The sequence below is a fragment of the Dolichospermum sp. UHCC 0352 genome (assembly GCF_009711925.1).
GTDB lineage: Bacteria > Cyanobacteriota > Cyanobacteriia > Cyanobacteriales > Nostocaceae > Dolichospermum > Dolichospermum lemmermannii.
Genome location: NZ_VIKY01000283.1, coordinates 1 through 12,765 on the forward strand (window position 1 = coordinate 1; position 12,765 = coordinate 12,765).

Here is a 12,765-nt window from a genome sequence, read left to right on the forward strand (position 1 = left end):
TCTCCAAATGCTTCGCCCGTACAGTTGTTAGTTGTCAGTTGTCAGTTGTTAGGTTATTTTTTGATTTACTTTTCAATTTAGCACCTAAAATACCCCAAATTGTGGCAATCTGAGAAGTATAACCGCTGGCAATCTGATATTTTAGCTACAGAAAATCTACCTATTTAGATTATGCAAACTCTGCCGACTTTGGAAATTACCAACACTACATCTAGTCAACCAACCTTTGATACCACCATCAAACGCCGCAAAACCCGCGCTGTACAAGTGGGAGATGTCACCGTTGGGGGAGGATATCCAGTGGTGGTACAGTCAATGATTAATGAAGATACTCTGGATATTGATGGTTCTGTCGCTGGCATTCGTCGTCTCCATGAAATAGGCTGCGAAATTGTCCGCGTCACTGTTCCTAGTATTGGACACGCTAAAGCACTGGCGGAAATTAAACAAAAATTAATTCAAACTTACCGTGATGTGCCAATTGTAGCCGACGTACATCACAATGGCATGAAAATCGCCTTGGAAGTTGCCAAACATATCGAAAAAGTGCGAATTAATCCAGGTTTGTATATATTTGAGAAAGCAAATACCAGCCGCACCGAATATACAAAAACTGAATTTGACGAAATTGGCGAAAAAATCCGCGAAACCTTGGCACCGCTGGTAATTTCCTTGCGTGATCAAGGTAAAGCTATGCGAATTGGCGTAAATCATGGTTCTTTGGCGGAAAGAATGCTATTTACCTATGGTGACACCCCGGAAGGGATGGTGGAATCTGCCTTAGAATTTATTCGCATTTGTGAATCTTTGGATTTTCATAATGTCGTAATTTCCATGAAAGCCTCACGAGTTCCTGTCATGGTGGCTGCATATCGGCTTATGGCTAAACGCATGGATGATTTAGGCATGGATTATCCTCTTCACCTGGGCGTAACAGAAGCAGGTGACGGGGAATATGGCAGAATTAAATCTACTGCGGGTATTGCCACATTATTGGCTGACGGTATTGGTGACACAATCCGCGTCTCTTTGACAGAAGCACCAGAAAAGGAAATTCCGGTTTGTTACAGCATTCTGCAAGCTTTGGGTTTGCGGAAAACAATGGTTGAATATGTGGCTTGTCCTTCTTGCGGACGGACTTTATTTAACCTAGAGGAAGTGCTGCACGTAGTCCGGGAAGCTACTAAACATTTAACAGGTCTGGATATTGCTGTGATGGGTTGTATTGTGAATGGACCTGGCGAAATGGCCGATGCTGACTATGGATATGTTGGTAAAAACCCTGGTTATATTTCTTTATATCGTGGTCGGGATGAAATTAAAAAAGTTCCAGAAGCCCAAGGTGTAGAGGAATTGATTAATCTGATTAAAGCCGACGGACGTTGGGTAGATCCTTAATTAATAAAATTTTTACTTCTATCTCTCCGGTGAATTACTTAATTTTTTATCTGACCGCGAATAACCCAAAGATAGAAAATTAGTAATTTTGCAGGAGGCAGAAGGTTTATCGCAGATGAAGATCTAACTTCAACGGAACGCCAGCAATCTTCAGATCAGGGATTCTAAAATTTTTTCAAAAAACCCCTTGCTATTTTCTTTAGTCTTGTGATATATTAACAAGAGTGACTTAATAAATTTTAGATGGACAATTTTGGAATCATCCCCACTCCAAAAGTCTAAAATCTCAAGTTCACACTTACGGGACGTAGCGCAGCTTGGTAGCGCGCCACTTTGGGGTAGTGGAGGTCTAGGGTTCAAATCCCTACGTTCCGATTTATGGAAACTTTAATCATGGCACATTCTTCTCATTCAATGTAAATGTTTGTGCGGAATACTGCTTTTGATGGTTGTATGTCTCTCCAAATCTGGGGATATTTTAAGTGCAGGCTATTTCATGCAAGCTATTACAAATTTAAACTGATTGCTATATATGTCTGATTACAACTGGAAATTTGTAAGACTAATTTTGTCTTGGCAAGGTGTATTTACTATAATTATTGCTAGTTGCTTATTAATTCTCAACTTAGTTACCGCACCAGCTATTGCTCAAAAGGGACAGGATTGTCGGGTATCATCAAAAGCAACTCAAGAAAAAGAAAAATTACGTTTATTAGCTTTTAAAGGCAATAAAGAGGCAGAAAGTCGCTATCAGAAATTACTCAAACAGCATACACAAGAATTAAAAACCTGTCGTAGTCAGACTTGGCCACAAACTCAAGCTATTTGGTTGCGCTTGTATCCCTGCGATATCCAGCCGGGAGTAGTTGATCAAATTATGGACCGCATTGTCAACCAAGGCTATAACCAAGTTTATTTAGAAGTATTTTATGATGGCCGGGTACTATTACCAGCCGCAGCTAACCCAACTGTTTGGCCTGCTGTGGTTCGCATTCTTGGTGCAGAAAAATTTGATTTATTGGCATTAGCAATTAAAAAAGGGCAACAACGCGGGTTGAAAGTTTATGCTTGGATGTTTACGAATAACTTTGGTTATACTTATGCTCAACGGGCAGATAGACAAAATGCGATCGCTCGTAATGGCAAAAATCAAACCAGCTTATCCGTAGTAGAAGATAGTTCTCAAGTCTTCATTGATCCTTACAACACTCAGGCTAAAAACGATTACTACCGCATGATACAACAGGTTATACGCCGTCGTCCAGATGGTATTCTCTTCGATTATGTTCGCTATCCTCGTCAGATTGGTAATGATTCTATTGCTACCAAAGTTCATGATTTATGGCTATTTACCCCTGCTACCCAAGAAATCTTATTTCGTCGCGCCAAAAATTCCAAAGGATTAGAATTAATTCGCCGTTTTCTCACCAGAGGATATGTGAGTGCTGGTGATATAACAGAAATTGATAAACGCTATCCTCAAGAAGATGAACCATTATGGGAGGGGCGCATTCCCCCAAAAAAACAGAAATCTTTGCCTTCCCCAGCGGAAAAACAGCGGGTTTTGCAATTGGATTTATGGTTATTCACTGTTGCTCATGCTATGCAAGGTATCTTAGATTTTGTGGCTTTAGCAAGTTACCCAGCTAAACAAAAAGGTATTCCCGCTGGAGTGGTATTTTTTCCCGAAGGTAATCAAGCTTTAGGACAAGGGTATGATTCCCGTTTGCAACCTTGGGATAGGTTTTCTAGTAACTTGCAATGGCATCCCATGTCCTATGCAAATTGCGGTAATGTTGATTGCATTGTGGCACAAGTTCGACAGGTTTTGAAGATGGCACAACCAGGGACAAAAGTGATTCCGGCTTTAGCTGGTAAGTGGGGAGAATCAATTAGTAATCGTCCATCTTTGGAAGTGCAAATGCAAGCTCTCCGGCAATTATCTCCTCAAATTAAGGGTGTTAGTCATTTTGCTTATTCTTGGCAATATCCTCAAGATGATAATGAACGCAAATCTTGTAATGTTCGCTAAATCGTTATAATTCAGTAGGGGAGGGGAAACCCTGCCCTTTTAAGTTTAATTTAAATTTTTAATTCTCCAGTTTTGTTGTATTTTTGCAATATTCCCATGACAACTGCTGGTATTTCTAAATGGGGAAGAATTCCAGTGTCGGGTATTTCGTGAAAACCTATAATTGCACCAGGATTTAAATTTGCTAACCGTCGTCCTAATTGCATATTTGTAAATTGGGCTTTTTCTCCCCACAACATGACAGTTGGAACTTGAAGTTGCTGAATATATAAACTCAAATCAAAATAAAGATTTCCGCGTAAGAAGGACAAAGCCGCAAACTTGGCTTGATATTGTTGTGCAGAACTTAAATAAGCTGATACCATTTCTTGGGTAACTCTTTCTGGTTTAGCAAACAGAAAACTTTGTAAAAAGTTCCTAACTGCAATTTCATTTTCTGCACCTAAAGCATAAATTAAATTATCTACCAACGGTGTATTAATTAAAGAAAGTGGTAATCTCCTTCCTGCACCTTCTCCAAAATCGTTAAAACCGGAAGGACAAACTAAAAACAAAGCTTTAAATAAGTCTGGATAAGTAACAGCAAGACGAATAGTTAAAGCCGCTGTTAAAGAAGATGCTACTACAGTTACAGGTTGATTACAGGTTTGAGTAATAAACTCAAGAATCGTCGTTAAATAATCTTGAATTTGATAATCTCGCACGGGGTGAGCAGATTTTCCCCACCCAATTAAATCTGGGGCTAAAATTCGATATGTTGACGCATAAGCCGGGTAAATTTTCGACCATTCATAAGCAGATGCACCACCACCAAAATTATGTAAGAATAATAATGGTGGTAAATCTTGATCTTTGGCATTTTCCCAAGGGGCGCTAATTTGGGTATAGTAAACCATTGCCCCCAAAGAGGTATGAATGAATTTACTACCAAACCCAGGAGGTTGAAATTGCAGCATAATTATGAAAGTGAATCTTTGGTAATTTGTACAAGTTGATTGATATTATCACTATTAATATTATAGGCAGCCCCAAACCCAATGACGAAACGTCCGGTATTCGGTGTAAGTTGCAAAATCCGAAAATCGGGTAAACTGCGTAATGTCGTAATCAATTCTCCAAAACGAATTTCAAATTTATCAACAACTTCCTGCCATTTCTCTGTTTCCCTGGCTATCAAATTTGCGGTACAATCAAAATTTAACCGCCGACGGGCAAAAATTTGTTGAGTTTTAACTTCGTCGTCAATAAATAAAACACTCACAAAAGGATGATTTTGAATATTTTGGGTGTGAGTAGCTAGTCCACTTACATAAATATAGATATTTTTATCATCGTCCATAATAAAAGGAGCATAACTAGCATTAGGAGTTCCTTGTTTATTTACTGTACTAATGATAATGCTAGTAAATTCTGTGGGAAATTTCTCATATTCAGCTTGGGCTTTTTCAGATTGATTCATCGCAATTATCCTAATTTATAAAAATTATAATACCATTTTTAAGAACAATAAAAATTCCTCCTTAACCTCTTCTCTCTGTGTCCTCTGTGCCTCTGTGGTTAGATAAATTACCTTTAAACCGCAGACGAGATATTTCTGAAGTTACATCAAAAAGGCTGTATAGCAATACTATTTGAGTTTAAAGAATATTCTTTTTAACCAACCACAGAGGCACAGAGAGCGCAGAGAAAGAGGAAAATGAATTATATCCAGGAGTTGATATTTTATCTACTATATACTCGAAAGTTGATACAATAAGACTAAAATAACATGATTAAATCGTAACTATGAGTAACAATGATCGTTCTCAATGGGATTTATGCAGGTTTATCAAAACCCTAACTTACTTTGAAGTATTTCCGGTTCTTAACTGGATAGAGAAACTCTTTCAAGGTAGTCCAAAAGATCATCAAGATATATCAAAAGCAGGAGGAAATATGGCTGTAATTCTGGTAGCTGGGGCGACGGGTGGTGTGGGTAAACGAGTTGTCAAAAAATTGATAGCACAAGGCTATAATGTCCGTTGTTTAGTTCGAGATATTGCAAAAGCGCGGACAATTCTGGGTGATGATATTGATTTGGTAGTTGGGGATATTACGAAATCAGAGACTTTGACAAGTCTAGTTATGGCTAATATTCAAGCTGTAATTTGTTGTACGTCGGTGCGTGTTCAACCTGTGGAGGGAGATACACCAGATAGGGCAAAATATAATCAAGGGGTGAAATTCTATCTCCCGGAAATTGTGGGAGATACACCAGAAAATGTTGAATATCAAGGTGTGAAAAATTTAGTTGCAGCCGCTGGAAAGTATCTAGTTTCTGTGGGTGAAAAACCGATATTTGATTTTACTAAACCATCAGATGAAATCAAAAATATCTGGGGTGCTTTAGATGATGTGGTTATGGGTGGTGTCAGTTCCAGTAGTTTTCAAATTAGGGAAAATACAGCAGTATTCACAGGTAATGTTTCAACTGCTAATTCTGGGGGTTTTGCTTCAGTAAGGACTAAGAATTTTTCACCATTAGTTGATTTATCTGGTTATCAAGGTGTGAAATTGCGGGTTAAAGGTGACGGTCAACGTTATAAAATATTTATCCGCACAGAATCAACTTGGGACGGTGTTGGTTATAGTTATTCTTTTGATACTGTTGCTAATAATTGGCTAGATATTCAGATTCCTTTTACAGATTTAGTTCCGGTATTTCGTGCCAAAATTGTTAAAGATTGTCCACCAATGGACGTTAGTAAAGTTTGTTCTTTGCAATTAATGTTGAGTAAGTTTGAATATGATGGTGCTTTAAATCCTGCTTTTAATCCGGGGATTTTTGCGCTGGAAGTTGCCTCAATTCAAGCCTATGGTGGGGAAACTTTACCTCAATTTGTATTAATCAGTTCTGCTGGGGTAACTCGTCCAGGAAGACCAGGAATTAATTTAGATGAAGAACCTCCAGCGGTAAGGTTAAATGACCAATTGGGAGGAATTTTAACTTGGAAATTGCGAGGAGAAGAAAGTGTCAAAGCTAGTGGAATTCCTTATACAATTATTCGACCTTGTGCTTTGACGGAAACAGCAGGAGGGAAGGAATTAATCTTTGAACAAGGTGATAATATTAGAGGGAAAATTAGCCGTGATGATGTTGCGGAAATTTGTGTACAAGCAATTAAAGAACCAAAAGCCAGTAATCTCACTTTTGAGGTTAAGGAAAGTGAAGTAATTGCTAATGATTTAGATTGGAAACGGTTATTTTCTTCTTTGCAAGTTGATAAATAGAACTTTAAATAATTAGTGAATTTGTTGGGTTTCCTTTGTCAACCCAACCTACAATTAGAGTTAATCAACTGGAGGAACTTAATGTCAAGTAAAGATAAATATGTTACGTATGAGGGTGGTTGTCATTGTGGTACGGTGCGGTTTCGGGTAGTAGTTAATAATCACAAAGTTGATGATTGTAATTGTTCAATTTGTGCTAAAAAAGGATTTTTGCATTTGATTGTTCCCCAAGAAAAGTTTACTTTGCTACAAGGGGAAGATGTCTTAAAAACTTATAAATTTAATACGGAAGTAGCACAACATAAGTTTTGCAGTATTTGTGGGATTCATTCCTTTTATATTCCCCGTAGTCACCCTGATTGTATTGATGTTAATGTGCGGTGTTTAGACGGAAATATAATTGGCAATTTTGAAATTGTGCCTTTTGATGGTGTAAATTGGGAAGAAAATATTGATAAGTTACAAAGAGGTTAAATGATAACTATGATGGAAACTCAAGCACAGCAAACAGAACAAGGAAATTATTCTTCACCACAAGATAGTTTATCTTTTTCCGGTGAAGACAATCGCAGTTTACCAAAATTACCTGCTGCTAAAGAATCTGAATCCCAATGGCAGCAAATTAGTAGACAAATTCTTGAATTCTTAAATCAACTGCCAGAGTATTTAGGCAGTATTTTTAACAACAATAAACAGGGTTTAATCACCCTAGTTTTAATTTTATCAGCTTTGGTCACAGTTAAGGTAGCGATCGCATTACTAGACGCTGTGAATGGTGTACCTTTGCTACAACCGATTTTCGAGTTGATTGGCGTATTTTACTTTATCTGGTTTGCTTTCCGTTATCTCCTCAAATTTGAGTCTCGGCAAGAATTATCCCAGAAATTTAACTCTTTCAAACAACAATCTTTAGGATAAAGATTTTTTATCAAGCTAATAAAATGTAGGTTAGTTCTAGACTAGCTTACATTTTTTTATTTTGTCATGGAGGATGTCAAATATATCTATAGATAGAGAATTTTAATCAAAGTATTTTTATTAATTATATCCTAAGATAGTGTATTTATCTGCTAGAAAATTCTAAGCTAGTCCTGGTAATCCTAGAAAAGTACAAGGGGTTAATTGTATGAATGAGAAGATTACCGCAGATACTTATGATAGAGGCATAATTCCCGCCGAAACAGCAGCACGAATGAAACGAGAGGGAGTAAATTATAAACACTTGCCGACGGAAGAGGATCTTGCCAGTGCTGCCACTGATGACCAAACTGATATTTACAGTATTCGGACAACGGACGGTTATACTGTGGATAAAGAGGGGCTATTGAATAATTATCCAGTTGAACCGGAAATGTATTATGAAGTTCCTGGTGATGCGCGGGAAATAGCAGAACAAGAAAAAGCTGAACGAATACAGGAATTGCGAGAAGTAAATGCAGATAAAACAGGTTTATTAACAGAGGATTTTGATAAAAGAGGTAAAGGACCAGGAATGATCTAATTTACCATTTCTTTGATTTTCTCCCGAAATCCTAAAGCCGCATCTAAAGGGTCATCTGCCACTACATATTGCGCCAAAATTGACAAATCTAAGTTTGGCAATAATTCACTTGTTGCCACCAATTCATAACTTTCACCGCGCAGATGATAAACGGCAAATTGATTGTTTTGAAAAAACCAAACTTCTGCTACACCTAATCTTTTGTAAACTTCTAATTTATCAATTCCCCCACTGGTGACTACGACTTCAATGGCAAGATCAGGAACTTCTTTTTCTATGCCTAGACAGTAGGATTCATCTGGTTCTACTCCTCCTCTTTTCCCTTGTTTACGGAAGGTGGTAGAACCAAGGGGAAAATAGCGAATGCGTTTTTCTTGAAAGTAAATTTCCAGCAAAGATCCAATAATTGTTTTGCGAATTTCATGACGGCGACTTGGTGACATTAATTCTATGACTCCATCTAAATATGTAACTCTATATTGTAAACTGTCACCCAAATCATTGAGTAAAGCTTCATAATTTTTCCAATTAACACCACTGATAGTTTGCCGTTCTTCTGGATCTTCGGCTTGTAATAGTTCAGATAATTCTGAAAGTAAAAGCATATAATTTCCTTAAAACCGAATTATTGCTAACTTGATTATATTCTAATTTCCAGATCCCCGACTTCTCTGAGAAGTCAAGGATATATTTCAAAAATTGTAAATAAATGTAAAGCTACTAGCAAATAAAATCTTCACAGAATTAGGTTAATCTAATCCGGTACGTCACTCCCTGCGGTAGTCTAGATAAATGTTAATTTATCGCCTGGTTTGACAAATAGTTTTATGACTTCAGTTTCCAGTCCTGCACGCGTTATTCGTATTGGTTCACGTAAAAGCCAACTAGCTCTAGTTCAAACATACTGGGTACAAGCGGAACTCCAGAAAAGCTTTCCCCACATTACTTTTGAAGTCCATACCATGTCTACCCAAGGGGACAAAATCCTGGATGTAGCATTGGCTAAAATTGGCGATAAAGGACTATTTACCAAGGAACTGGAATTGGGCATGATCAATAAAGAGATTGATTTTGCTGTGCATTCTCTCAAGGATCTTCCCACCAATCTACCAGAAGGGTTGACACTGGCAGCGATTACAGAACGGGAAAACCCCGCAGACGCGGTGGTATTGCATGAAAAGCATAAAGGTCTGCAAATCGAGACTTTACCCGCAAATGCGGTAATTGGGACTTCTTCCCTGCGACGTTTGGCACAGTTACGCCATAAGTTCCCTGATTTTACCTTCAAAGATGTGCGGGGAAACTTGATCACACGCATGGCAAAACTGGATGCTGGTGAGTATGATGCTTTAATTTTAGCAGTAGCTGGTTTAGAAAGATTGGAAATGAGCGATCGCATCCATCAAGTTCTGACTCCTGAAATCTCCCTCCATGCCGTTGGACAAGGCGCTTTAGGAATAGAATGCCGGGCAGATGATACGGAGGTAATTAGCTTACTGAAAGCGATTGAACACCCGCAAACACGCGATCGCTGTTTAGCAGAAAGATCATTTTTACGAGTTTTAGAAGGTGGTTGTCAAGTTCCCATTGGTGTAAATACGGTAATTAATGGTGACGAATTAACTCTAAAAGGTCTGGTTGCCAGCGTTGATGGTCAACAAATAGTTAAAGATACCGTCACCGGTACGGCTGCTGATGCTGAAAAATTAGGCGCACAACTAGCCAGTATTCTCAGGGAACAAGGCGCTACAGAAATCTTAGAAAAAATCTTCACCGAGATTCAACGAGGATCATAGGGTAATAGGTGACAGGTGACAGGTTACAGGTAACAGCCAAGAGAAGAGAGTTTAATTACCCAATCACCAATTACCAATTACCAATTACCAATCACCAATTACCAATTACCAATTACCAATTACCAATTACCAATTACCAATTACCATGAGAATTTTATTTGTAGCAGCGGAAGCTGCTCCCATTGCCAAAGTTGGCGGTATGGGGGATGTTGTCGGTGCATTACCCAAGGTCTTGAGAGCAATGGGTCATGATGTGCGGATTTTCATGCCTTACTATGGCTTTGTACCCGACAAAATGCCAGTTCCCAAAGAACCCATTTGGAAGGGAGCAGCCATGTTCCAGGAGTTTGCAGTTTACGAAAGTGTACTGCCTGGAACTGATGTTCCTTTGTATTTATTTCAACATCCATCTTTTTCACCTCGGCGGGTTTATGGTGGGGAAGATGAAGATTGGAGATTTACTTTATTTTCCAATGGGGCGGCGGAATTTTGCTGGAATTACTGGAAACCGGAAATTGTCCATTGTCATGATTGGCACACAGGAATGTTACCTGTGTGGTTGAATCAATCTCCAGATATTACCAGTGTATTCACCATTCACAACCTCGCTTATCAGGGTCCTTGGCGGTGGTATTTAGAGAAAATTACTTGGTGTCCCTGGTATATGCAAGGACACAATACAATGGCAGCCGCAGTCCAGTTTGCCAATAAGGTAAATACAGTTTCTCCTACCTATGCGGAGCAAATCAAAACACCTGCCTATGGTGAACAAATAGAAGGGTTATTATCTTTTATTGGCGGCAAATTATCAGGAATAATCAACGGCATAGATACGGAAATTTATGATCCTGCCAATGATAAATACATTAACCAAACCTTTACCATAGATACCCTTGATCAACGCAAAGCTAATAAAATAGCTCTGCAAGAAGAAGTAGGTTTAGAAGTTAATTCTAATGCCTTTCTCATCGGCATGGTGACAAGGTTGGTAGAACAAAAAGGGATGGATTTAGTATTACAAATCCTTGACCGTTTCATGGCTTATACAGATGCTCAGTTTGTCTTGTTGGGAACAGGCGATCGCTATTATGAAACCCAAATGTGGCAACTCGCATCCCGCTATCCAGGACGCATGGCCACTTACCTGCTGTATAATGATGCCCTTTCCCGCCGTATTTACGCGGGTACAGATGCCTTCTTAATGCCTAGCCGCTTTGAACCCTGCGGAATCAGCCAAATGATGGCTTTGCGTTATGGTTCTGTGCCTATTGTTCGTCGGACAGGGGGATTGGTTGATACTGTCAGCCACTTTGATCCAGTCAATGAAGCAGGTACAGGTTATTGCTTTGACCGCTATGAACCTCTGGACTTATTTACCTGTATGATTCGCGCTTGGGAAGGTTTCCGTTTCAAACCTCAATGGCAAGAATTACAAAAACGGGGGATGAGTGAAAACTTCAGTTGGTATGAATCCGCTAAAGAGTACGATAAACTTTATCGTTCTATCTATGGTTTACCAGATCCAGAACCGGAAGTAATAGCAGAACCAATACCAGCACTAGAACCAATACAAAAATCAGTTTAAGGTATTTTAGGAAGTTGGAATTTTAGACAATATTGATGGGGTATTTATCTGGAATACCCCTTTTTAATACACGATAGTATAGAATTAAAAAAAGATGGATTGGCTAGAGCGCGTCGCAGAAATTCGCAAAATTTGTAACGTGCCAGCACCAGCTCGAAATGTTGCTATTGCTAGAGTATGGGTAGATGAGACGTTTTCTGAGCCATTTGCTTTTAGTGGTAAGCTGTTGCGAGAAGGAGCGGTTGGTTTACCCAGTCAACCGATGTTTCAAACCTTTGACATTGCTGGACACCGAAGAGACTTAGACTCAGAGTACAAAATATTAGAAGCGATCGCCGAAAAATATACAAATAATAGAGAAGTAAAGGGTAAAATTGAATTATTTACTTCAAAGAGCCATGTGATTCGTGTGAGTATGTCATGAAGCAGTTTAGGCAAACTTTCCCGAACATTCAGCTAAATGTACATCACGGAAACATTGCATAAAGGAGTCGGTATAAATGTCAATTTGCAATTTACCCGCACCACTTAATCTTATTTTTCATGAGAATCATCTTTCCCCATGTTCAGATTTAGAAATAATTCAACTTGAACGACAACAAGGTATTAATCTGCCCAGCACTTACAAAGACTTTTTGAAGATAATGGGGCATGGGGCAGGTAAGTTTTTACGTGGTTCAGATTGCTTTTATCAGCATTTGCCACAAATTCAAGAATGGGCTAAACAGCTTTTAGTAGAAAATGATTTTCCTCAAACTTTACCGGAGGATGCTTTTGTATTTTTCATGCACCAGGGATATCAGTTCAGCTTTTTCAGACTTTCAGAAGGTGATAACCCACCAACTTATTCATATTGTGAAGGACAAGAACAGCCTTATTTTGTCAAAAGTCATGATCAGTTTAGTGAATTTCTATCTGTGGAAATCAATCTTTATTTAAAGTCTTTGATGCTGATAGCGAATTAGATATAGCAATTCCCATGCAAGTGAGGTACAAGAAGTCAGAATTAAACGCAGATAAACGCAGATAGACACAGATAATTTTGTACCTCATTAGACTAGAAAACGCTATATTTCTCACACTGAATTGAAAATCATGCCCATTTTTAATAAACGATAGTATAGAATTAGCAAAATAACCTTTAATGGAGATTTAACTTGTCGGCATCTTCGGTATTATCGGT

At 38.6% G+C, this 12,765-nt stretch carries 15 protein-coding genes and 1 tRNA gene; 13 read left to right on the top strand and 3 right to left on the bottom strand.

The window, feature by feature from the left end; translation table 11 throughout:
* The first annotated feature begins 171 nt into the window (after positions 1–171).
* The 3 genes from ispG to FJR06_RS20450 all read left to right on the top strand — a co-directional run bounded on the left by ispG (position 172) and on the right by FJR06_RS20450 (position 3,430).
* Entirely contained in the window at positions 172–1,398 is a 1,227-nt protein-coding gene (gene ispG / locus FJR06_RS20440) for a (E)-4-hydroxy-3-methylbut-2-enyl-diphosphate synthase (protein ID WP_015078918.1), read from the top strand.
* 301 nt (positions 1,399–1,699) lie between these two features.
* Positions 1,700–1,773: transfer RNA gene (locus FJR06_RS20445), tRNA-Pro, on the top strand.
* A gap of 157 nt (positions 1,774–1,930) precedes the next feature.
* On the top strand, positions 1,931–3,430 hold the full coding sequence (locus tag FJR06_RS20450) for a family 10 glycosylhydrolase (RefSeq protein ID WP_168652163.1): 1,500 nt from the start codon (positions 1,931–1,933) through the stop codon (positions 3,428–3,430).
* Positions 3,431–3,480: 50 nt separating this feature from the next.
* Here FJR06_RS20450 and FJR06_RS20455 read toward each other — a convergent pair whose 3' ends face one another.
* Positions 3,481–4,386 (bottom strand): alpha/beta fold hydrolase, encoded by a 906-nt coding sequence (locus FJR06_RS20455; protein WP_168652164.1) that lies wholly within the window; start codon positions 4,384–4,386, stop codon positions 3,481–3,483.
* 2 nt (positions 4,387–4,388) lie between these two features.
* Positions 4,389–4,889, bottom strand: a complete 501-nt coding sequence (locus FJR06_RS20460; protein WP_148763239.1) for a HugZ family protein — start codon at positions 4,887–4,889, stop codon at positions 4,389–4,391.
* Between the two features lie 326 nt (positions 4,890–5,215).
* Here FJR06_RS20460 and FJR06_RS20465 point away from each other — a divergent pair, with 326 nt between their 5' ends.
* The 4 genes from FJR06_RS20465 (at position 5,216) to FJR06_RS20480 (ending at position 8,201) form a co-directional block, all read left to right on the top strand.
* On the top strand, positions 5,216–6,700 hold the full coding sequence (locus FJR06_RS20465) for a CIA30 family protein (RefSeq protein WP_168652165.1): 1,485 nt from the start codon (positions 5,216–5,218) through the stop codon (positions 6,698–6,700).
* A gap of 81 nt (positions 6,701–6,781) precedes the next feature.
* Positions 6,782–7,174, top strand: a complete 393-nt coding sequence (locus FJR06_RS20470; RefSeq protein ID WP_015078923.1) for a GFA family protein — start codon at positions 6,782–6,784, stop codon at positions 7,172–7,174.
* Positions 7,175–7,618 (top strand): CAAD domain-containing protein, encoded by a 444-nt coding sequence (locus FJR06_RS20475; RefSeq protein WP_168652166.1) that lies wholly within the window; start codon positions 7,175–7,177, stop codon positions 7,616–7,618.
* A gap of 208 nt (positions 7,619–7,826) precedes the next feature.
* Positions 7,827–8,201, top strand: coding sequence for a hypothetical protein (locus FJR06_RS20480; protein WP_015078925.1), 375 nt, complete (start codon positions 7,827–7,829; stop codon positions 8,199–8,201).
* Here FJR06_RS20480 and FJR06_RS20485 read toward each other — a convergent pair.
* Positions 8,198–8,806: a Uma2 family endonuclease gene (locus tag FJR06_RS20485; protein WP_168652167.1), complete on the bottom strand. Its 609-nt coding sequence runs from the start codon at positions 8,804–8,806 to the stop codon at positions 8,198–8,200. The genes FJR06_RS20480 and FJR06_RS20485 overlap by 4 nt on opposite strands.
* A gap of 222 nt (positions 8,807–9,028) precedes the next feature.
* Here FJR06_RS20485 and hemC point away from each other — a divergent pair, with 222 nt between their 5' ends.
* The 6 genes from hemC to FJR06_RS20515 all read left to right on the top strand — a co-directional run bounded on the left by hemC (position 9,029) and on the right by FJR06_RS20515 (position 12,547).
* On the top strand, positions 9,029–9,997 hold the full coding sequence (hemC, locus tag FJR06_RS20490; RefSeq protein ID WP_041457699.1) for a hydroxymethylbilane synthase: 969 nt from the start codon (positions 9,029–9,031) through the stop codon (positions 9,995–9,997).
* Between the two features lie 8 nt (positions 9,998–10,005).
* Positions 10,006–10,146, top strand: a complete 141-nt coding sequence (locus FJR06_RS24550) for a hypothetical protein (protein ID WP_015078928.1) — start codon at positions 10,006–10,008, stop codon at positions 10,144–10,146.
* The gene (gene glgA / locus FJR06_RS20500) at positions 10,143–11,582 is read left to right on the top strand and encodes a glycogen synthase GlgA (RefSeq protein WP_168632658.1); all 1,440 of its coding nucleotides are present in this window, start codon (positions 10,143–10,145) and stop codon (positions 11,580–11,582) included. The genes FJR06_RS24550 and glgA overlap by 4 nt, the downstream gene beginning before the upstream one ends.
* Positions 11,583–11,676: 94 nt before the next feature.
* Complete coding sequence (locus FJR06_RS20505) at positions 11,677–12,006, top strand: hypothetical protein (RefSeq protein ID WP_168652168.1); 330 nt, start codon at positions 11,677–11,679, stop codon at positions 12,004–12,006.
* Positions 12,003–12,068: a hypothetical protein gene (locus FJR06_RS25000; RefSeq protein WP_371724276.1), complete on the top strand. Its 66-nt coding sequence runs from the start codon at positions 12,003–12,005 to the stop codon at positions 12,066–12,068. Before FJR06_RS20505 ends, FJR06_RS25000 begins: the two co-directional genes overlap by 4 nt.
* 14 nt (positions 12,069–12,082) lie before the next feature.
* Positions 12,083–12,547 (top strand): SMI1/KNR4 family protein, encoded by a 465-nt coding sequence (locus FJR06_RS20515; protein ID WP_148763253.1) that lies wholly within the window; start codon positions 12,083–12,085, stop codon positions 12,545–12,547.
* Positions 12,548–12,765 lie beyond the last annotated feature (218 nt).